This is a genomic window from Mediterraneibacter sp. 210702-DFI.3.120, assembly GCF_020561005.1.
Classification (GTDB): Bacteria; Bacillota; Clostridia; order Lachnospirales; family Lachnospiraceae; genus Mediterraneibacter; species Mediterraneibacter faecis.
On sequence record NZ_JAJCNG010000001.1, the window covers coordinates 32,137 to 54,663 of the forward strand.

The following is a 22,527-nucleotide window of genomic DNA, read 5'->3' on the forward strand; positions in this document are numbered from 1 at the left end:
TATTCTCCTTTATCATGAACTCCAATTATGGCTGAATATAATTAACATCTCTATTGTCTCACACAATCTAAACATCAACAATACCTTTTTATTTCAACAACTACCAGCAGGCACGTTCTTCTCGCCCCTGCCAATCGCTGATTATTTTCTTCTTCATTAAAAATTCTTGATCAGATTCAAGTCTCTTTTATTCAATGCTTTTCGCATTGCTTCATTTTCTTTCCGTAATGTCTCATTTTCTCTTTTTAGTTTTGCTACCTGCTGTTCTAATTGCAGGATGCGACTGTCCATCGCCATATCTAAAATCTTTCTTCTTTTATCTACCATACCTGCTTGTAGCTGCAAGGCATGATCTACTGCTTTTCGTACTTCCGGGTTCTTATAAAAAAATCCTCTGGACAGTCCGGTCTTTTGCATCAACTTGGGGACTGTTACTTTATCCTCTTCTTCAATCATCTCCTGAATTGCCAATTTTGCCCTCTGAATCTTCTCCATGCTCTGCTTATGGTTTATTTCCAGCATCTTGTCATATTTGCTCATACTCTTTCCCCCATCCTGCCAAGTTCGCCCGGATCATCCGGCTCATCTCTGCTCTGATTTCTCTTGTTTCATCTGCAATGATCTGAAGACTCATCTTTCGATAAAACTTCACATTCTTTACCGATGTATGCCCCAGTAGTTTTGCGATGGTCCAATCATCCAGATGCATCTCTGTTAGTCGGATGCCATATACATGGCGGAACATATGTGTTCCAAAGCCGAATAATTCGCCGTTATCATCTCGCAGATCTTTTTTCTGAATGATGGCCATCACTCTATTTTGAACGGTATTATACTGCAAAGGTTTCCGGGTATTTTTCTCATCTACAAAAATGTAAATCGTATCTCCATACATTTTCTCGGTGTACTCAATTGCTTTTTCAATCAGTAGTTCCAATTCTGCACTAATGGGTTTCATAAATGTGTGTGTTTTCATCTGCCTGATCTGAATCATAGGATGCCCATTCTGCCGATATAGGCAGTCCCTCTGAAGAGTTAAGGTATCGGAGATTCTTGTCCCCAACATTTGGTGAATGATCATGAGTCGCTCAATCTGCTCATCCAGTTCTGCAAGCGCTGCATTAAAACGAATCAGCTCACTGTCTGAATAAGATTTCAATTTAGGCTGCACTTGTTTGGGAAGGTCACTGGTCAGGAATATACTTTCCAGATGCGAATATCCATATAACTTCCCGATGGTTTCCAGTATCCCTCGGAGTCTTGTCAGATCCATTCGGTAATTGTTCACACCTTCTGCTTCTGTTGCAAGGTACGTCAGATATTCTTCCAGCAACTCCCGATTTAGTTCTTCTGCCGAATGGATTTGGGGATATGTTTCTTTCAGATATTTGGATAACCTCCGGATGGCTGTCAGCTCTTTGATGATCGTTGCAATCGCTTCATGATGTAAATGTTCATAAACTGCCTTTTTTGTTTCTTCCCGCAAGTCATCCTGGATAATCGTTGTAAAATTCAAAGTCTGCACATTTTTAATCGGATTCTTTTTATAGGCAATGTCCAGATTCTCTAATTTCCAGATATCTTTCTCAATCTCATCCCGTTCCTCTTCCTTTTCTGTAAATTGATATACCTTACGCACATACGTGATGAGACTCGATGGCAATGTCTTTTCTTTCCCATATACGCTGACTCCCGGTACTGTCAGTTTCTGTCCATGTTCCAGAAGCCAGCTCCGGATTTTTAACAGCCATTGCTCCCATTCAAGTTCCTGTAAACTCTCTACCCGGATATGCTTATCCTTCAACACCATGCAAAATCTCTGATAGGTCGCTCGTTCTTGTATCATCGTTGTCAAAGCACATTGTTGACTTCGTTCCTCAATAAATGAACAGAATTCTTTTTGAAGTCCTTTTGTTGGAAGCAGTCCTAAATCAAAACAATGAGATTCCTTTACATTCTTTTTCTGCTTCTCTTCTGCTCTTGCATAGCAGTTCAAATCTGTTAGATATAATTTTTCATCCATGGAACTCTCCTTTCATCAGTTCCGCCGCAAAGCTGTGGGTTTCTTCCTGGAAGTATGCTTCACTGGCTTTTTCCAGTTTCTTTGGCATATAATCCACATACTGTCTAGTCATTTCTTCATATTCATGCCCCAGATAATCCCGCACTGCCTGGAGGGAAATCCCGCTATCATAATACAGCGTAGCCAAGTTATGACGGTAATCATGGGATTTGAAAAGGTATTCCCCATCTGCGATCTGATATTTCTCACAGTATTTCAGCATCTGATACCGGAAGGTTCCATACCGGAAAGCGCCTCCTGTCTGATTCTGAAACAGATATTCTTCCGGTCCAATCTGATATTTCTTTTTATACACCTGTACCAGTTTGTACAATGCTTCCGGAATGGGAATCCGCTTATAAGTTTTCATTTTTACCTGATAGACCTTCAGCCAGTAATCTCCATCCTTTTCTTCATAACCATCACCTGTCAGGGTACACACTTCGCTTCCCCGGATTCCGGTACACCATAGATGAAGGAACATCAGTCGGAGATGTTCTGGGAATTCTGCCAGCTTAGACAAAATTTCCGTATATACTCCTTCTGGTACGCTGCGGTCATTGTGGACACGCACTTCTTTTTGAAGATAATATTCATGCCGGAAGGGGATCTTTTTCAAGTACCTCTTGACTACGAGAAAATTGTAAAACTGCAGGATCATAAAAATCCGCCCATTGGCTGTTGCTTCACGTGTATTCTGATTACGGATGCCCTCCAGATATTTCTGGATCTTCTCTGCTTCCATTTCATAGATCGGCTTTTTTTCTCCATTAAAATGTACCAGAAATGTACGAAGTTCCAGTAGCTTGATTCGGATGGTGCTGATGCATAAATCTGTGATTCCAAACAGATACCGCAAATATTTTTGCAAAATCTTTTGATTCTCCAAATTTGTCACTTCTTTAAAGGACACCAGTTCTATAGGTTTGCTGGGGTTCATCCGTTCTTTAGAAAAATGGAAGCGTTCCAAAAACCACACGTTTGCTTGCCAATGAATTTCTGATGCCTGTATAAACAATATCTTTCTGCTCGTCCGCAGGATGCCAAATACAGTACGTTTCTTTCTCCCTTTAAACTCTTCCGCAAGTTCCTGTTCAAATTGCTGTTCTTCAGACAGTGTCATGGTTTCAATATCCGTCACTTGATGGTTCACACAAAATTGATAAAACCTTCGCAGTGCCAGCAGCTTTTCTTTTCGCGTCTCTCCTTCGTAGGTATGTATCACCGCTTTCAATACCGTAAAAATCTGCATCTTCAAATTTCTCGGACACCCCAGTGTAAAATCCCACAACAGTTCCTTTCCGTCTTTGCTTGCCAGAAAGGATTCCGCTATCTCAATCTCCGGATAATGGGTAAGGCACATCCACTGATCACGATACTCTGTAGTATATTTCCTCTGTCCTGCCAGCGTTTTTAGTTCTTCCTTCATCCGATGGATAAAAATTCTGTCGAATCCCCGAAGGCAAGTAATCGGTACATGAACGGTTTCATTTCTTTCCAGATACCCTTCATACCGGACTCTTAGGACTGCATTCATCTCCGAAATATCAGTAATTCCCGCTTCTATCAGGAACTTCTTTACCCGGTTTCGTATTGTTCCATTTACCTCTGTACAGGCATCCACCTGTTCACTGATTCTTTGTTCCAGTGCTTCCCGCTTTTCCTGCTCTTCATATACATATAATTGATAAGCAGGCATGTCCTTCACCTCCTACAGGAGTTTCTCCACATCATAAAGTACGGAATATTTTGCATAATATTGGTCGCTGGCTTCCATAAGCTGGTCATCTACAATGTTCAGATATTTGATGGTCGTGTCGGTGTGTTTATGTCCATACGCCTCACTGATCATTTCCAGCGGCCATCCGGCATCCCGTCTCATATTCCCGAAATATCTCCGCAGCATATGGGGTGTCGTATGGATACCCGTTTTTTTCTCCATCCGTTCCAACATCCGGTAGACCGCATCCACCTGTAATGCTTTCCCCTTCGTCTCCCCTTCGATGTTTACAAACAACATCTGCTGATGCTGCAGAAGTTCCCGGTATTTTGACAGATAAAACAGTAAAAACTGAAAGGTGGCATCACTGATCTTAGCGTTTCTGTAAGCGGCATTCTTTGCCCTTGCCCTGTTCTCATTGTCATCCCGGAAAAATACTCGGATAGTATGTCGCTCATAATCAATATCCCTGGTATAATCCACACCTAGAATCTCACCGATCCGGTATCCTGTCTCTGCCAGCAGCATGATAAGAAGCTGATCCCTGCAATTGGTACACTGCTTCAAAAGTTCTAAAATCTCATTATGCTCTGCCGGACGGACATTTCGTTCTTCCTCTTTCAGATATCCATTGAATGACCGGAACCGCAGTTTTCTTTTCACGCCGATAGAATCATGGGTGGTAAAACTGTCATAATATAACACTTTCAGTCTTTCCATATCTGCTTCCAGTTCTAAAAAGCAGAAAAACCTGAACACGTCTTTTAAATACGCATTACAGGTTTTATTGCTTGGCAGTTTCTCTTTCTTGTCATTCAAATGATTTCCAGCTTTCAGCCAGTGGAGAAATCCCACATAATGTTCATATTGTTCCTGGAATTCCTGTTCCGCCACTTGGGACAGTTCCAACTCTGTTTCATTCAGATATTCCAAGTAAAACCGAATGGATTTTGCCCTTCGTCCAACAGTATTCGGGGAACGGTTTGCTCTGATCAAATGCGTCAGATATTTTGACGGGAGCAGCACCATCTGCCAGCTCTGGTGATCCCGGATCAAGAAATATTCCTTTTTCCCTTCCCAGATATGTTCCACTGCATATCGTGCCATTTTGCTCACCGTCCTTTCCTCTAACGCTATACACAGTATATCCACTTCATGCCAAAATAGCTATTCATCAATACCAACAATCCCTCCAAAACCACCTCAAAAACTGTACTAAACTTTTCCTGTAAAAATGTCCAAAAATGAAGCACAAGCAACAAGGCTGGAAAGGGGATTTTTCCTGTTACAAATAATATTCCACACCTTTCCGGCTGCGAATAAAATCCTGCACCTCTCTCAATTCTTCAGCCATCTGACAGGGTGGAAGGGCACACATCACATCTTCATGATACTTTCCGCCTTTTACAGCCCGAAAATCTAAAATAGAAACCACACAGGTATCTGTTTCTGTCCGGATGGCACGTCCAAACCCTTGCCGCAGTTTCTTCTGCATATCCGGCACAATAATCGCCTGGATATAATCTTCCAATGATTCATAGGTTTCTTTCTCCGCCTCGCTGATAGGATCTGGCACTGCAAAAGGCAGCTTCACGATAATCAGCGAAGATACCATATCCCCCGGAAAGTCCACCCCTTCCCAACAGGAGCCGGCTGCAAACAGCACCGCATTCTCCATCGTCTTAAACCGCAGGATCTCTTCCTGGGAATGTCTCCATACTTCTACCATCGGAAAGGGAATCCCATCCCTTAATATCTGGTACACGCTTCCCATCAATGTATAGGAAGTGAACAAGACCAGCGTATGCCCGTAAGTAGAACAGATCAGGGAATGGATCTGTCCTGCCACCATCTCAACTTCTTCCCTGCTTCCTCTTTTACACTTCCGCAAAGTTTTTGGAAGATATAACAGACAGTTTTCTTCATACGCAAACGGGGATTCTGCCACATAAGACTGTACATCTGTACGCCCTTCCAGTCCGGTTATCTGCAAAGTGCGTGCAAATCCTTTTCCTGCTTTCAAAGTTCCACTAGTTAAGATAGCAGACAGTGCCTGTTCCCGATCCCATAGCATTTCCCGCAAAAGCTGCGGAATCTCCCGGCTGGCCGCGCATAAGACCGGAATCTTTTCTTTATCCATACGCAGATGGAGTACATACTTAGAATTTTTCTGTAAAAAACACTCTAGTACTTCTTTTGCCTCCTGAAGTCTGTTTAACACCCACTTTGGTACTACTCCCTTTAGCTGTTCCATCATTCTTTCAATCATCTGGATTCCCTCCCATAAACAAAATTCGCATTCTCCGGTCAACTGAAAATTTTCCTTTATGCCATGGGAAGATATGTGGCTTTCCATGATAATCGTGAAAATGCTATACATCCCGGCTTTTAAAGTTCTGGCTTCCACATTTTGATGTTCCCGTTCCAGATAATAAGCGATCTCCCGGATATCATCCATACATAAATTCTTCCCAAACATCTGCCTGGCCGCCTCCGGAAGTTTATGTGCTTCATCCACTACCAAAGCCCGGTAATCCGCCAGCAATGGTTTATACTCTTCCCTTCGGTGGAATGCATCTGCCAGTAAATAATTGTGATTACAAATCTGAAGGAACACATCCTGCTTTTTGGATTCTTCCAAGTATCGCTGATAGCGGCACATCTGCCTGCCCGGACATTCCCTTGGACAGAACTTCGGCACACACACCAGCCTTCTGTCAAACCCACTCAAATCCTTTACGGTATCCATATCATAATGTTTCCGCAGAGACAGCAGTGCTTCTCTTTGGACTGCGTTCTTCTGCTTGTGACGGATAGCCTCGATTCTTTGTTCCAGCCTGTTATCACAGACAAAATGTTCTTTTCCTTTCCGTACCACTGCCCGAAGTGGTGTCTGAATAATGCCCTGTTCTACCAAAACTCTTGATAAAAACGGAACATATTCGGACAAGATTGCTTTTTGCAAGGCAATGCTGGAAGTGGAGACTACTACCGGATGCTGTTTTGGCAGGCTGTTTCGTTCCATTAGTATGGAATATTTCCGCATCAACACACAAGCTACCAGATAGGCATACGTCTTGCCAATTCCTACCCCTGCGTCACACAACGCAATTCTTTCTCCCAGCAAGGTATCTAACATTTCATGGCACAAACGGATCTGTTCTTCCCTGACTGCCAGCCCCTGTTCTGGAAGCAGCACCCGGAAGATTTTCTCCACCTCCTGATGCGCCCTCTTTTGATATTCAACTTTATAAAACATATTGCTTCTTCTTTCCGCATGACGTTAATACCACAAGGATACGGCTGTAGGATCTCCCACAGCCGCATATATCTGATATCAACGACACACTCTTTTTTGATTTCTTATCGTTTTTTCTTTAGCACCGTATTTGTCCTCGACTCCCCGGCTGCCGCACCACATCTATGGCTGGGAACATTACAGGCGGATGCTTCGCTTCGCATCGCTCGCAGATTTTCTGAAAGTCTTGCTGATTACAACTTGGAGTCCATCCTCTTCCTTGTGGGAAGAAATTCGTATCATTATCCCCCGCAGATGATCCTGGCGAAAGACCTGCGAAAGTCCATTCACAGCTATAAGGACTCGCTCAGAATACGAACAGGCACTGACAGTTTTCTCACGAAATGATCTGCCCTAGTCTTGGTACAGACCTTGTCATAACAATCCTGCAGTGCTTGTCCCCATCCGTCCTGGCGCTTATGCTGTCACGCTTCTATCTTTGGGAACGTACCTGTAATGCTGGTATGCGGTTGTCAAGGAACGAGGGCATATTACCCCTTTCATATATAGAGCCGATGAAAACCGCCTTTTTTCTTCACCCTTTCAAAAATTTTTTAATTTTTTTCTTCAGACGATCCATTCGTGTGTAAATCGTCTTTTCCGGGATACCTGTCTGCTCTGCAATCTCCCGGATAGAAAATCCCCACATCTTCAGCAATAAAATCTGCAAGGTTTTTTTATCTGATTCCAGAAGAATCTGCAGCAGTTGTTCATTTTCCACGCTGTCAAGTAACTGTTGGATTGTGAGTGCCACCGGAGATTGCTCTTCCAGCTCTTTGGTATATAGCTCTTCCTGATTTGGTGAAAAATGTTCCCAATATCTTCGTTCTGTATTAAAATCCTGCCAATCCAGTTCCCGAAGTCTTTGAATCACACCCTCACTTACACCGGATTCCCGTAAAATCCGTTCTTCCTGTTCCTTCCATTGTTTCCATTTCCGTTCTTCACTCGCTTTATGAAATATCACCTTTCTTTACCTCCGATCTGATTTTTTTGAAATCAAATCGGAGTGGCGGTGATCTTGCATTTACACAAGAAACAGGCTGTACTGCCCGAATTTTCTCCCACAAAAAGAAAGATGCCGCAATCCTGTTTTGAATTGCGACACCACCAAACGCTCGATATGAAGTTACGTTATCTTTTGTAGTTCTTGCTGGCACATACACTGCTCCTTTATGTCATGGTACGAGTTCCATTTTTCTCATAAAGAAGTAGTATACAAAATCAATCTGTCAGCAGACTGTCAGTTGTCTGTCAAGTAACTGTCAGTTTTTCTGTCATTTCTCTTTTATATACAGTTACAACCAAATCTTCTCATATAAAAAGCAAGTTCCATTTTTAGAAACCTGCCTTTTATGATTCTTTCTATACTTTTAAACAATATCCTATCCCTTTTACACTACTGATTATATATTCTGCATTTACATCTACTTTTTTCAATTTCTGTTTCAGGCGATGTACCATGCAGTAAATAATATTTGTAATGTCCCCATGTGGGTACTCCTGCCATACCAGTTGATAAATCTGGCTATATGTATATACTCTTCCCGGTGTAGATGCTAAAAGATAAAGGAAATCAAACTCTCTTTTTACAACCGGGACTATTTTATGATCCCATTTCACATTTCTTTGAAATGGAAAAATTTCCAGTTTCCCAACCAGTATCGGATTTTCTTCTTTTCTTTCCGACTTCCATTCTGTGTAACGGCGAATCAATGCATACACCTGCAAACCGATTTCTTCTGCTGCACATGGTTGTATCAATACCGCATCTGCCCCTAAGTGAATGATTTTACTTCTTATTTCAGCATGTTCAGATAATAAGACAATCATAGGGGTTATCACTAGCTTTCGGATTGTTTCTACAAACTGACATATTGCTTCCGGTTCTTGTTGTAATGCAATCAAAATCAAGTGATAAGAACAAACTGAAAGATGTGAAAGAGCATCCTGGATTCCTGTTGCTTGATAAATCTCTGCCTGTTGCTTCAAAAAGCCCAGACTTTCCCATGTCAATTCGTTTTCATCCACAATTACTATAATTCTGTTTCTCTTCACACCCCGATCAATGTATTTAGCATATCAGTTCCTCCACATAATTTTTTGCATAGTCGTAAAAAATCCTTTTTGCTTCTTTACAACACCTGAAGAAATACTCGCTGCACTTCACATGAATTATTGCTTCGTCCGGTATAAAATGAGCTTCTTCAAAGCACCTATTCCCATTTACTTCCAATTCCTGTAATTGATGTTCCATAATCCAATAAACATCACCGTATCGGAAAGGTCTGTGTGATATATATGGATAATCAAATCTTTCCTTATCTGCATTGGAATTTAATATCTGATATGCGTATTCTTCATATTCTCCTGGCACTACCCTCCAAAGTGGTATTGCTATATCTGTCGTTTGGTTTTCTTTTATCACTTTTATTATTTCCTTCATAATAAAGGCGGGCATGATACACATTTCTTTAATCTTATTTCGTGAAATATGGTATTCGCCATTATCTATGATATTATTTTTATTCATAAAGGACACCTACTTTCTATAGTCATATTGTAAAATACAAATGTCACAGAAATGTCCTAATTTCAAAAAATATTGTAGTTTATTATATAATTGGATCAAGTTTCCCTGCTCCAATTCGTTTTATTCCATTGTTCTGATTTGGTCAACAAGAGATTGCTTTTTCAAATTTCCCGTTGTATATGCAATTAATATCAGCTGAACAGCCAACAGAACAGCCGAATATATCAATACAACCGGCCATGGGAATGAATAGAAAAAATATGGATTTAATGACCGCATGATCTGAATACATAAACTTCCAAGTCCAACTCCTAAAATCAATGTTACAAGCACAGCAAAGAGTGAATAAATCATGCCTTCATAGCAAAGCATTCGGATGAGTTGTTTTTTACTTAAACCAATCGCCTGTAACATTCCAATTTCCTGCTTCCGAGACAAAAAATTTGTAATGGTTGTATTTACGAGATTGATCAGCGAAAAACACACAACAATGATAGCTACTATCAGAAATGCACCGAAAGGTAGTTGCTGATTTCTATTATAATAATTTACGCTTTCTTCTATGGTATCCATAACCAAATCACTGTTTTTATCTATCAGCTGATTTAATGAAGTTTCAATGGTATCGAATTTATCTTTGTCTGTAATTACGGAAATAGTACCTGTGCAATCCATCCCGGTTCCCTCATTTATAAGTTGTTCCGGGAGAGAAAAACATTTATCGAATCCCGTATAATTATAATCGCTTACTATGCCTTTCACAGTATAAGTTTTCGTCATAATATCACCGGATACATTTTCGTAATCAACTTCTACTGTATCACCTAAAGCAACATCCATTCCATTGAGATCTGCACGTTCTTGTAATAGGATAATTCCTTTGTCCGCAATCAATTCATCATAATCAGCAGTTCCTTTTATGAGATTTTTTTCTAAATCAGATTGTTCATCTTGACTAAATCCCTGAATCCAATCTCCAGAAATTCCATTTACACGATATTCTGCGTCCGTATAATACCACCGCTTGATTCCGGTAACACCATCGATAGCTTTGATTGTTTTTACAAAATTTTCATTCAGCATATTTTTTTGTTGTAATTTAGTCAACGAAACTTTTGCAGTATCAAAGGATTGATTAGCATTAAGGTTAATATTAAATTCGCCTTTTGAAAAATCCCTCCCACGCGCTTCTGCAACTCCATCATAGGAAACTAATATCGTTGAAATCAATACAACTAACACGCCTCCAAATGCGAGTGAAAATATGGTTAATATAGATTTTGTTTTTTGCCTGGACAGATTCATTTTAGCAAGTGATGCAGGCGTTATTTTTCGGTACAGCGCCGAACTTTCTTTAGGCTTTCCTTTATAATCCGAATATCGAAGAGCCTCCATTGGAGATACTGCGGCAGCTTTTTTTACAGGAGTATGAATAGAGAGCATTACCATTGTAAAAGCAAAGAACCCACACCCAATCGTCACACATAAAGAAGTCAGCCAGTACCAGCCCTCCGGAATCAGAAAATATCCGATTACATTACCTATAATCAAACCAATGGAAATCCCAACAGCAGCAAGTAACTTTCCTTCTCGGTAAACCATTTTTTTAATCTGCCGTTTCGTTGTTCCAATCGTGCGAAGCTGCCCATAGTTACGTATATTGCTTGCAACGGAAATATAAAAAATGGAATAGATCACAATGCCGGAGCCAATAAAGGTTACAAATCCAATCACGAAATAAAATAGCATTTCACTTCCAGAATTTTCGCTCTTCACATTAAAATAAGTGGAGCGAACAATCACATTATCATCGGGGATGTGTAATTGTTTTGCAAGAGTGTCTGCATATTCCGTAGCATCTTCTTCGCTCATGTTTTGAGCGTCTTTTAATCCAAGGTAATAATCTATAACTGTATTATTTCCATACTGTTGTTTCACTAATTCTTTCGATATAATAGCTGTATATCGTCCAATATCTCCGGTTTTAACATTTAAGATTCCTGTCAACCTGAAATCATGATTCATCCCGTCAGAAAATGGTATTTTAATTGTCTGTCCTAATTCAGTTGAATACCCCAAGCTGTCCAAAAAAGATTCCTGTACTACAATTTCATCTTCCGCAGTTGGTAACTTTCCCGAATAAGGCATACTTTGAGATTTTAGCATATCTGCATTTGCGTAAGTAAAATTTACGGTTGAATGGTTTATTTCTTCAGAAAATGCATTGAAAAATTCTCCAATCCACGCGATCTCTTTTTCTTTGTATAATTCCGAACCCTCTTTTTCTGAAATTGCATGATATACAATCTGTGCTGTTTTTTTATTTAGATTTTTTGTTTTCTGTGTAATTCCAAATCCATAAAGGGTAATTGCAGATAATAATGTACTCGCAAGTGTAATCGTAATAATAATAAAGATATTTCTTTTTCGATTTGCTGATATATTCCTGCTTGAAATACGCTTTATTATGGTTTTTGTATCATTTTCAAAAGGCAGCGTCATATGTGTCACCTCCTTAAAAGTTCAATAAGAGACATATTTTTTTGATGCCTTAACGCAATCTCTGATACCAACAAAGAACAAATCACAACTAGCGCACAATAAAACAACGTCACACTAAATGGAAACTGATAATTTAAGTACGTCATCAATCCATTTTTTAATAAAGTGCAAAGAAGATAACCGATAAAACCACCAACAATCAAAGACAAAATCAATCCGATAGAAACAATAAGCAACCCTTCACAACATACCATGGTTGTAAGCTGTTTTTGTGTCATTCCTACGGAACGCATGAGAGCAAATTCTTTTTGCCTAACAATCACACCGGTAAAAATAGTGTTTAGTAAATTCATAATTGCAAAGCAACTGATAAATCCAATAATTACAGCAAGTGCCAAAATCATTCCTTGTAAGAAATTCTCATTTTGGGCAATAGCTCCAGATAATGTAGTAACAGCCAATCGTGGATTTGCCACCAGAATCTGTTTAATCTCTTTTTCTGCCTGTTGCTCCATTTTTTCGTCCACGCGAATCACCCACTGATATGTCATATTAGATGAGGTGATTTTTTTCATAGAATCATTTGGAAGTAACAGCATATCAATTTTATCTCCATTATTTCCGATTTTACTTTCATCCAATACGGCGGCAATTGAGAACTCCATCTCTTTTGTCTCTGTGCCGTCAAACACTTTTAATTTTATAGAATTTCCAACTTCCGGCTGTATCCCAAAATATTCTTCGAAATCACTTGGCGCCCAATAATAATCTGATTTTTAGATGCTATTTCTTGATATTTCGGAATAGATTTACCTAAATTACATTCTCTGATTAAATCCATATCGGTTTCGTCAAATCCAACGATTGCCCCATTTGATTCTTTTGCATTTAAGTCATTAGACACCGGAAGATTGGTAATTGTTGTTATTTGTTTTACACCACTCACTTGACTGAGAGCGCTATATGATTCTTCTGTAAATGGACTATTGCTCTCAACAGTTTCTAAAGCATTTTCTCTTAATTCTTGATCCTGTATTCGAATATAAAATTGTCCTAATGAAAATCCAGACAATGCCATATCCCTTGCGTTAATCGAGGAAAGTATCGAAGAGGCTCCAAACAACAATACTCCTGTTAAAACCAGAGATGTAATCGTTAGAACATTCTTTTTCTTATCTCGTATAATCTGCTCTTTCGCCAATGAAATAGGAGTTATCTTTTTCCCTTTATGCTTATACCCATAATTTGGGCCCATCTCATATCGATACGCCTCTATAGGAGATACGCTTGCTGCAATAACTGCTGGTTTTCTAATAGATAACCGTACTGTCATATAAGAAAACAATATAACAATAGGATACGCCCAAAGTAAATTTTTAAATTGGAATCCCTGCGGAACCAAAAAATAAGATAAAAATGTTCCCATTATAAGACCTATCGGTATTGCTATTAAAGATAAAGAAGTTCCTTCTTTGTACACTAATCTCTTAATCTGTTTTTCTGTCATGCCTATGGTACGAAGCTGACCATATTCACGAATAGAATTGATAATCGAGATATAAAATATGCAGTAAATAACCAAAACTCCTGCCATAATAACAATTGCTAATCCGGCAATTCCTGCCATCACCAATAAAACAGATGGCTGGCTCAATTCCAAATAAGCATGATTGATAGATGGCGACTGCAAAATACCCGCTTCTTTACAGATTTCCGTAATCTCATTTTGAATCTGTTCACTTTCAGAAGCATATTGGGATTTTAAACGGAACATCGCCATTGGTGACAATGTATTCCAGCCATCTATATCAAGAAAATATTCCATAGAAACAATAGCAGCGTACAAAGAACGATCTGTTCCCTTCGCAGAAGTTTTTATATAACCGGAAATAACAAACTCTTGTCCTTCTTGATTGTTTTCTCCCGGCAAAACAATTTTATCGCCAATTTTCGCATCAATACCCTGTTTTGACAAATAGTCTTTTTCAACTAAAATTTCATTTTTCTTCTGTGGCATGTTCCCCTCAGAAACAGATAATCCATTTAACACTAAACTATCTTCATTGGAACAAGAAATATTTAATTGTAAGCCATCGTAAGAAGCACTTTTTACTAATGCGTTAAATCCTAATTTTTCTATTCGTTCATCCGCAGATAATTTTTCATACTGCTGCTTTGTAAGACCAGAAACAAGGGCATGATAAGAACCTGTAATACTGTTTCCACCATTTGTATTCACTTCTATGATTCCCGAAACGAGCAATAATACTGCTGTCATTAAAAATGTTGCAAGAGAAATTGCAAAAATAGAGAGATATTTTTTTAATTTATCATGTTTTAATTGTGCAAAAACGATTTTACGAATTATTTCTGTTGTATCATTTTCAAAAGGTAACGTCATACAAATCAACTCCTATCCAACTATTTTTCCATCTTCAATCCTCACAATGCGGTCAGCAAGCTGCGCAATAGCATTGTTATGCGTAATCATTACCAACGTCTGATCAAACTCCCTGCTGGTTCTCTGCAGCAATCCCAAAACATCTGCACTGGTTTTCGAGTCAAGATTGCCCGTAGGTTCATCGGCAAGCACAATCGCAGGCTTTGCAACCAAAGCCCTTGCAATCGCGACTCTCTGCTGCTGTCCTCCTGAGAGATTATTCGGCATACTTTTCAGCTTATCTTCCAATCCCAGCATAGTAATCACTTCATCCATAAATTTCTGATCTACGGTATCTCCATCTAACTCTACTGGAAGCACAATGTTTTCATAAACATTTAAAATCGGAACCAGATTGTAATTTTGGAAGATAAAACCGATATTCCTCCTGCGAAAAATAGTGAGTTGCTCATCATTCATTTTAGCCAGTTCCTTTTCTGCTACAACTACACTTCCTGATGTTGGAGTATCCAATCCTCCCATCATGTGAAGCATCGTAGATTTTCCGGAACCTGAAGTTCCTACCACTGCTACAAATTCTCCCTGCTCAACAGAAAAATTTACACCATCTAAAGCACGAGTAATGTTCGGTTCTGTACCATAATATTTTTTTAAATCCTTTGTCTGTAAAATTGTCATAATCACTACTTCCTTTCTTTGTTGATGAGCATATAGTAAAGGTCAAATGTTGCAGAAATGTCCTAAAATTCTTTTTTTCTAAAATATTTTTTAAAAAAGGCAGCCTGATAAACAGACCGCCCGATTGTTATCGTTGGGGAAGAAATATAGAGAACGTTGATCCTTTTCCCACTTCTGATTCAACTGTGATGTAGCCACCCTGCATAGTGATAATCTCACGTGCCAGGTATAATCCTATTCCAATCCCATCCACATCATGTACAGCTTCTTCCCGATAAAATCGTTTGAAAATAGTTGCCTGGACACTTTCCGGAATGCCTCTTCCCGTATCCGTTACGGCAATTTCCAGATACATCTCCCAGTCCTGTACCGTTACGTGAATATTACCGCCTTCCGGTGTATATTTTACTGCATTATCTAAAAGATTAAACAATGCCTCTGAAGTCCAGCGACTATCATGTGAAACTGTTAAATTTTCAGGACAATCTACAGATAAATGAATGTGTTTTCTCTCCATAGGAGCAAGAACCCCATTGATCGCATCGACAAGTGTATCTGCAATAACTGTTTCTTTCTTTTCCAGGGTGATCACACCCGTTTCTAATCGTGATGTTTTCACCATTCCCTGAATCAAAAAATCCAGTTTATCTAACTGACTGGCAGTAGCATGTAAAAATTCCTCACGCGTCTCCTCAGTAATCTTTCTGGTTAGCATCGTGTCGTTGAGCATTTTTAGATTTGCTATCGGTGTTTTGGTCTGATGCGAAATATCCGATACCAAAGACTGTAATTCTGCTTTTTCTTCTTCTACTTTATGCCTGGTTTCCTGCATCACATGATATAGCCTTTCCAGGCGATGGCTGATGCGCGCTAACAGCGTTTCCGCTTCATAATTTATTTGCGGCCGAACGGTACTATCCATCATTTCATCTAATGTCCGGCATAGCCCATCTGTAAATACCGATAGTTTCTTTTGAAAATAATGCAGAAAGACTGCACCCCAGAAAAATAGAAGAATCATTACACTGAAACCGCCAAGTATCATCCTTATATCTTTTGTCAAGACATAAAGGAGGAACAACAAAAGAATCGAGGTCAGAGAAGCGCCTCCCACGATCAGCCGCAGAAAAGTTCTGGTTGATAAATTCTGTAATTTCATCGTGATTCACCGCCTATCCATTGATATCCCATTCCGTAGGCAGTTTTAATATATTTTCGCTCATCCGTTTCAATCTTTTTGCGGATGCGGCTGATAATCGTAGTAAGCGTATGCTCATCGATAAAATCCCCATCAATATCCCACAATTTTTCAATCAGCTGCCGTTTCGTTAATATAATGTGCGGATTTTTTACAAATAAAAATAAGGTACGGTATTCTTTTGGTGTAAACTCTATCGCCTTGCCCTCCAAAACTGCACTCTGCTCGGAGAAGTCAATTTTCAAAACTTCATCTTCAAATACATCATGCTTTGGTGTCCGCAATTCCATATTTGCAAAAACAGCGGCTATTTTTTTGCAGAGAACCATCACTGAAAATGGTTTTGTAATATAATCTGTACATCCGGCTTCATAGCCTTTCAGCATATCGCCTTCTTTATCATTTGCTGTGATAAACATAATATAGGTATGCTGCCCTCTTCCTCTGATCTCATCACATAAATGCAGACCGTTTCCATCCGGCAGATTAATATCCAGCAGAGCAATATCAAATTCACCCTTTTTCAATCGTTCTACTGCATTCTGAAAACTGTATGCAGAGGTTACTTCATAACCATCTGCAGTAAGATTATAAGCCAGCGTTTTATTTAATACTTTATCATCTTCTACAATTAAAATTTTCCTCAATCCAGCTTCTTCCTTTCCCATCTTCTAAACTTGTCGTTATTTTAAACCTCAAATGTTGCAGAAATGTCCTAAATACCGTTTTTCTGATGTTCATCATTCCAAAACATAGATTGATTATATCCTATTTTCTTTCAGGAAAAAATGTTTTCCATAAAAAAATGCTTTTGCCGAAATCCACACTTTTCAGCAAAAGCATTTTTCTCTTATTCCATTGACCGCATTTGTTCAATCAGGGATTGTTTTTTCTGCCTGCGGATTGTCCAAACGGATAAAATAAGCTCTACTGTCACAAGTACTACTACATATACTCCCATCTGCAACCATGGAAATTCGTAAGGAAGGATTCGTCCAGCGTAAGCACTGATACTGAATTTTCTCCATACCAGAAGCGTAATTGGCAGTCCAATGGCAAGCATAAGCAAAATACTGCTAATCACATATCCCATTCCTTCCCATACTGTCATTTGCGCTAATTGTTTCGGCGCTAACCCAATCGAACGCAGCACGCTATTTTCCTGTCTGCGCGAATATTGATTGGAAAGTGTGGTGTTGATAAGGTTGATCACACCAAACAAAAAGATAAACCATGAAATCACCTGCATTATGCCATATGCTACATTCATATACCCAAAACTATCTACTCGATCCTCAAAGGTATCTAAGCCAATATCGGTATGCGAAACAACAAGATTCTCCAAAGCCTTTCCCACTTTTTCGGATTTCTCCGGATTGCAGACAATGTCCCAGGAGTAATCAAAATTAGTTACATCTGGTATTAATTTCTGAAACAGTTCTTCCGACAAAAACATCATTGGTCCATCCACTCCGATTGGACCATGTCCACTGGCAAAAATAGTTTTTTCCAAATCATAAAAACCTGATATGGTTACAGGAATTGTTTTCTCTCCCAATGAAAGTTCTATGGTTTCACCCAATTTTTCCTTCCCATCAAAACCACGATAATCGTATGGCAATAAAATGCCATTGTTATCAGGCATACTTCCCTCTACAACAGTTTGTGCCACAAGTTTCCTATTTTTCTTGGTAATCATATCGCAAACACCACGCGTAGTAATTTCATGGGAAGTGGCTTCAAAACCTGCTGATTTCCTTGTGACCAGAATCTCTTCCACTCCATCAATATCCAGGATTTCCTGTTTCAATTCTTCATTCAATGGATTTCCCTGTTTGAGAAGATCAATATGTTCCTTATCCGAATCCATATAAATCTTGTAATCCCCATTTTTAAAATACTGTCTTGCCAGTTTTTCCGGCGATTGCAGAATCAGCAAAGAACTAACAGCCAAAAGCAGAATCCCGCCCAAACTTAAAGAAAACACAATACTGGCTGTTTTCTTCCAATCCCTGCGAAAGTTCAGCATTCCGAGAGAACAAGGGCTAATCTTTTTTCTCTTCTCCCGATTCTTTATCTTCTTTTGAAGAGAAGTAAAACGAACTGCTTCAACTGGTGAGATATTTGCGGCTAATTTCACAGGTTTTCGGATAGACAGACAAATCATGATCCAGCAGATCAATACTGTACATCCCATCACGAAAAGATATCCTGAAAGAGAAAAACCTTTGGGAAATAACAAAAGTGTCACTCCTAAACCAAGTAAAATCCCGATAGACATACCCTTCCATCCTAAAGAGTGTCCCTCTTTTTTTACAATACGCATAATCTGCTTTTTGCTAGCACCAACAGTTCGGAGCTGACCATAACTTTTTATTTTATCAATAATGGAAATACGGAAAATACTTTGAATTACAACGCAGCCACCTACCAAAACGATACCGGCAAAAGCCATAAGTAGCAAAACATTCTCCATGGAAATGTCTCCGTCAATATAACGGAAGTACGCATCATGAAATCCAACTCCAGGTATCTGCAACTCCTCTTTGATCTTCTGAACGTCAGCTTTAATAAGTTCTCCGTCTAACTGATCTATATGATTCAGATGTACATAGGCAAAGTATCCGTCAGGTTCATACTTCGTACACTGCTTTAGCATTTCTTTGGAGATCAGAAAAGAGTACATATTTTGTTTTTCTTGCCCTGTTGTATCTAAGATGCCTGAAATAGTATATTCACCTGAAAAACTTTCCGTATCCAATGTAACTGGATCACCGATATGACAGTCAGGGAAAAATTTTGAAAGCCATTCTTTACTTACCACAATCTCATTTTTCTCTTTCGGTAAGTCTCCATCTGCCAAATTCATTTGGGAACGTGCCATATACAGAGTTTCTTTATCCGTATAAGCAAAGAATCCTTTAAATCCCTGTGTAGAAACTTCTTCCCCGTACATATAGTATTCTCCCACACGTGCAAATTCCGGCACTTCTCTTAACTCTTCTATATGCACTTCATCTACCTGTACATAAGTTGCTTCATAAGTATCTATCACTTTCTTCTTTTCTGTTTGCATCAGTGAAACTCCAGCCAAACCGGAAAGACTGATTAAAAAAGCAGCTAAAACTACTGATATTATTACCATGACATTTCTTCGTTTTTCGCTTTTTAAATTTCTCTTCGCCAGATTCTTGATAATTCCGTTTGTATTATTTTCAAAAGGCCAAGTCATAGCCTGCCACCTCCTTATTCTGTTATCTTAATTCGCTCTACCAAAGATTGTTTCCGCATATAACGGATGGCATATATTGAGTAAAGTACCTGCACGAACATGAGTAGTACAGCAAAAAATGCTACAACGTTCGGACATTTTTATATTAGTCGGGTCTACTTCCTTAGTCTATAATCCGTAATCTCTCAACCAACGGAGTTTTTTGTAAACTGTAAAAAGCTGAAATAGTAATCGTCAAAATAATCAGAACTACCACAATGCAATATACAGTAAACAATGCTAATGGAAATGTATATGACAAATAGAAAACCCCTGCACTTATCAAGCCTTTTATCAATATCTGCCCTAAAATAATTCCCAATATCAGAGTAAGTATCAAACTCCCTACAGCCAATACACAACTTTCGCATAATGCCATTTTTTCTGTTTGTTTCCAAGTCATACCGATGGATTGAAACATAGCGTATTCCCGCTTTTTTGTTGCTATATTTGTAATAATTGTACTTGCGAAAGTAATGATACTAAAAAGTAGCAAGAATAGTGTTACGCCTATGATAGATATTCCTACCTGCCTTATAGTAGCTTCTTTTGAAGCAATTGCTTCTCGCATAGTCGTCAGCGTTAATCCATCTGACATATCCACTAATTTCTCTAAAGATATTGTGGTGTGTTCCAATTCGGTATCATTTGCCTTTACAATCAACCTAATAGAAACATTAAAAGAAACCGAATTTTCTGCTATCAATTCAGTGGGCATTAAAAACCAACCTCCATAAATTGCTGTATTTGAATACAGATCACCATCTAATACGCCTCCCACCGTATAAGTTTTTTGGGTGCCATCCCCAAATGTAAATTCTACTGTATCGCCTTTAGAAATACCTTCTACACCATTTACAGCAACGATCTGGTTAGATTGAACAAGCTGTTGATAATTCAAATCGCCTGATTCGCTGAATTGCTGAATAGAGGCAAAATCATTATCGGTAATAATAGAAAGTTGATCTTTGCCTGTGCTATTTTTCCCTGCCCAACTAATATCTGTTTCAACAACTTGCTTTATATTGCTAATGTTTGGAAGCTCCATTATCTTTTGTTTGAAGTTTTCAATTTCCGAAACTTTCTCACTGTATTTACCAGTAGTATCAATCACAAATTGTCCATACTGGTAGACATCTTTTTTTACAATAGATTCAGGATCAATGGAAGCGGTATATGTTGCAGCTAAGACAAATAAAAGCCCGCTTAGGCCCAAAGAAAGCACAGAAATTAAAATGCTTTTCCAGTGTGATGTTATGCTTATGATTGCCAGCCCCAAAGAAGATAATTTTCGTTTTTCTTTGTTAGTAACCTTACAATCAAAGCGTTCCATCATATATTTGCTGGAAAGGATCGGGGAAATGCTGAGGGCTATTTTTGTAGGTCTATTTAACGATACTTTTACAACGAAATTGATGATAACACTAATGATTATCCCCCAGACTACCGCAGCGATCCAATCCCAACCATCAGGTTGCAACAAATATCCAGCAAGGTCACCAATTAATAGACCAATCGGAACCCCAATTCTACATAAAAATTTTCTTTCGTAGCGGATGATTTTCTTTGTTTGCTGCTGTGTCATTCCGACAGTACGAAGCTGCCCAAATTGCCGCACCTGATTTACAACAGACAAATAGAAAACATTGTAAATTACTAAAGCACTCACAATTATAATGAAGATTGCCACACCCATAAGAACCATGTTTTTCTGATTTAATAGTCCTCCGTTGGGCAAACTATCCATGAATAAGTCGTTTCTTGTTACATGATGAATATCATATTTTGAAGATATATTATCGACCGCAGAAGAAAAACCATATTGCGTCATTTTTGTGGCATCAACAATGGTAATTGAAGCATCATATCCATTTTCTGTTTCAGTTACTTTGATGGATTCGATATTTTCCTCTGAATACAACAACTCAATTTGCTGCTGGGAAAGATCATAAAAAACAACTTGTGGCTGCCCTTCTGCCATTCTATCTTTTGTAGTTTCATATCCGCTTTCAAACATAACCAACATCATGAGTAGTGCTGTTGCAAAGACTATCGTAGTAAGCGAGAAAACCTTTTTAACTCGGTTTTTATCTATGTCATTTTTAGCAATTTTTTCCGTAATAGCGTTGGTGTTATTTTCAAAAGGCCATGTCATATGATCGCCTCCCTAACTTACAATCTTTCCATCCTCAATCCGAACAATCCGATCCGCAAGTCGGGCAATCTCATTGTTATGTGTAATCATTACCACTGTCTGGTGAAACTCATAACTGGTTCGTTTGATCAATCCCATAACATCTGCACTGGTTTTCGAGTCGAGGTTCCCTGTAGGTTCATCGGCAAGCACAATCGCAGGCTTTGCAACTAAAGCCCTTGCAATCGCAACTCTCTGCTGCTGTCCTCCTGAGAGGTTATTCGGCATATTCTTTAGTTTATCTTCCAGAGCCAGCATATGAACCACCTCGTCCATAAATCCCTGATCTACCGTATCTCCATCCAGTTCTACCGGAAGGACAATATTCTCATAAACATTCAAAATCGGAACCAGATTATAATTTTGGAAAATGAAACCAATATTTCTTCTCCTGAAAATCGTCAGTTCTTCATCGTTTTTCTTTGCCAGTTCTTCTCCCCGTACAATAACTCTTCCGCTGGTAGGCGTGTCCAGACCTCCCATCATATGAAGCATCGTGGATTTTCCGGAACCTGAAGTGCCTACTACCGCTACAAATTCACCTTCTTCCACTGAAAAATTCACACCATCCAGTGCCTTTGTAATATTCGGTTCTGTACCATAATATTTTTTTAAATCGATTGTCTGTAAAATACTCATATTCTATAAGCTCCTTTCTGCCTTTCTTTAT

The 22,527-nt window shown here is 39.0% G+C and carries 17 protein-coding genes; all 17 read right to left on the bottom strand.

What is annotated here, in order from left to right:
* Window positions 1–156 precede the first annotated feature (156 nt).
* Window positions 157–540, bottom strand: coding sequence for a DUF6262 family protein (locus tag LI162_RS00150; protein WP_173699110.1), 384 nt, complete (start codon window positions 538–540; stop codon window positions 157–159).
* Window positions 527–2,023: a tyrosine-type recombinase/integrase gene (locus LI162_RS00155; RefSeq protein WP_173699112.1), complete on the bottom strand. Its 1,497-nt coding sequence runs from the start codon at window positions 2,021–2,023 to the stop codon at window positions 527–529. Before LI162_RS00155 ends, LI162_RS00150 begins: the two co-directional genes overlap by 14 nt.
* Window positions 2,016–3,761 carry a tyrosine-type recombinase/integrase gene (locus LI162_RS00160; protein WP_227155405.1) on the bottom strand — a complete coding sequence of 582 codons (1,746 nt, stop codon included), beginning with the start codon at window positions 3,759–3,761 and terminating at the stop codon, window positions 2,016–2,018. The genes LI162_RS00155 and LI162_RS00160 overlap by 8 nt, the downstream gene beginning before the upstream one ends.
* Before the next feature lie 12 nt (window positions 3,762–3,773).
* Window positions 3,774–4,889 carry a tyrosine-type recombinase/integrase gene (locus LI162_RS00165; protein WP_227155407.1) on the bottom strand — a complete coding sequence of 372 codons (1,116 nt, stop codon included), beginning with the start codon at window positions 4,887–4,889 and terminating at the stop codon, window positions 3,774–3,776.
* Between the two features lie 178 nt (window positions 4,890–5,067).
* Complete coding sequence (locus LI162_RS00170; RefSeq protein ID WP_227155409.1) at window positions 5,068–7,041, bottom strand: ATP-dependent DNA helicase; 1,974 nt, start codon at window positions 7,039–7,041, stop codon at window positions 5,068–5,070.
* Between the two features lie 574 nt (window positions 7,042–7,615).
* Complete coding sequence (locus tag LI162_RS00175) at window positions 7,616–8,047, bottom strand: sigma factor-like helix-turn-helix DNA-binding protein (RefSeq protein WP_117576552.1); 432 nt, start codon at window positions 8,045–8,047, stop codon at window positions 7,616–7,618.
* Between the two features lie 398 nt (window positions 8,048–8,445).
* Window positions 8,446–9,138, bottom strand: a complete 693-nt coding sequence (locus tag LI162_RS00180) for a response regulator transcription factor (RefSeq protein ID WP_227155411.1) — start codon at window positions 9,136–9,138, stop codon at window positions 8,446–8,448.
* Between the two features lie 16 nt (window positions 9,139–9,154).
* Window positions 9,155–9,613: a hypothetical protein gene (locus LI162_RS00185; protein ID WP_227155413.1), complete on the bottom strand. Its 459-nt coding sequence runs from the start codon at window positions 9,611–9,613 to the stop codon at window positions 9,155–9,157.
* 120 nt (window positions 9,614–9,733) lie between these two features.
* A complete protein-coding gene (locus LI162_RS00190; protein ID WP_227155414.1) occupies window positions 9,734–12,115 on the bottom strand; it encodes an ABC transporter permease in 2,382 nt (793 codons plus the stop codon).
* A 5-nt stretch (window positions 12,116–12,120) separates the two neighbouring features.
* Window positions 12,121–12,807: an ABC transporter permease gene (locus LI162_RS15650; RefSeq protein WP_227155416.1), complete on the bottom strand. Its 687-nt coding sequence runs from the start codon at window positions 12,805–12,807 to the stop codon at window positions 12,121–12,123.
* 8 nt (window positions 12,808–12,815) lie between these two features.
* Complete coding sequence (locus tag LI162_RS00200; protein WP_227155418.1) at window positions 12,816–14,516, bottom strand: ABC transporter permease; 1,701 nt, start codon at window positions 14,514–14,516, stop codon at window positions 12,816–12,818.
* 12 nt (window positions 14,517–14,528) lie between these two features.
* Window positions 14,529–15,194, bottom strand: coding sequence for an ABC transporter ATP-binding protein (locus LI162_RS00205; RefSeq protein WP_227155419.1), 666 nt, complete (start codon window positions 15,192–15,194; stop codon window positions 14,529–14,531).
* A gap of 127 nt (window positions 15,195–15,321) precedes the next feature.
* Window positions 15,322–16,353, bottom strand: a complete 1,032-nt coding sequence (locus LI162_RS00210; protein WP_227155421.1) for a sensor histidine kinase — start codon at window positions 16,351–16,353, stop codon at window positions 15,322–15,324.
* Window positions 16,350–17,039: a response regulator transcription factor gene (locus LI162_RS00215; RefSeq protein WP_227155423.1), complete on the bottom strand. Its 690-nt coding sequence runs from the start codon at window positions 17,037–17,039 to the stop codon at window positions 16,350–16,352. Before LI162_RS00215 ends, LI162_RS00210 begins: the two co-directional genes overlap by 4 nt.
* Window positions 17,040–17,242: 203 nt before the next feature.
* Entirely contained in the window at window positions 17,243–19,624 is a 2,382-nt protein-coding gene (locus LI162_RS00220; protein ID WP_055057151.1) for an ABC transporter permease, read from the bottom strand.
* A gap of 163 nt (window positions 19,625–19,787) precedes the next feature.
* Complete coding sequence (locus tag LI162_RS00225) at window positions 19,788–21,818, bottom strand: ABC transporter permease (RefSeq protein ID WP_055057150.1); 2,031 nt, start codon at window positions 21,816–21,818, stop codon at window positions 19,788–19,790.
* 12 nt (window positions 21,819–21,830) lie between these two features.
* A complete protein-coding gene (locus LI162_RS00230) occupies window positions 21,831–22,496 on the bottom strand; it encodes an ABC transporter ATP-binding protein (RefSeq protein ID WP_055057149.1) in 666 nt (221 codons plus the stop codon).
* Window positions 22,497–22,527 lie beyond the last annotated feature (31 nt).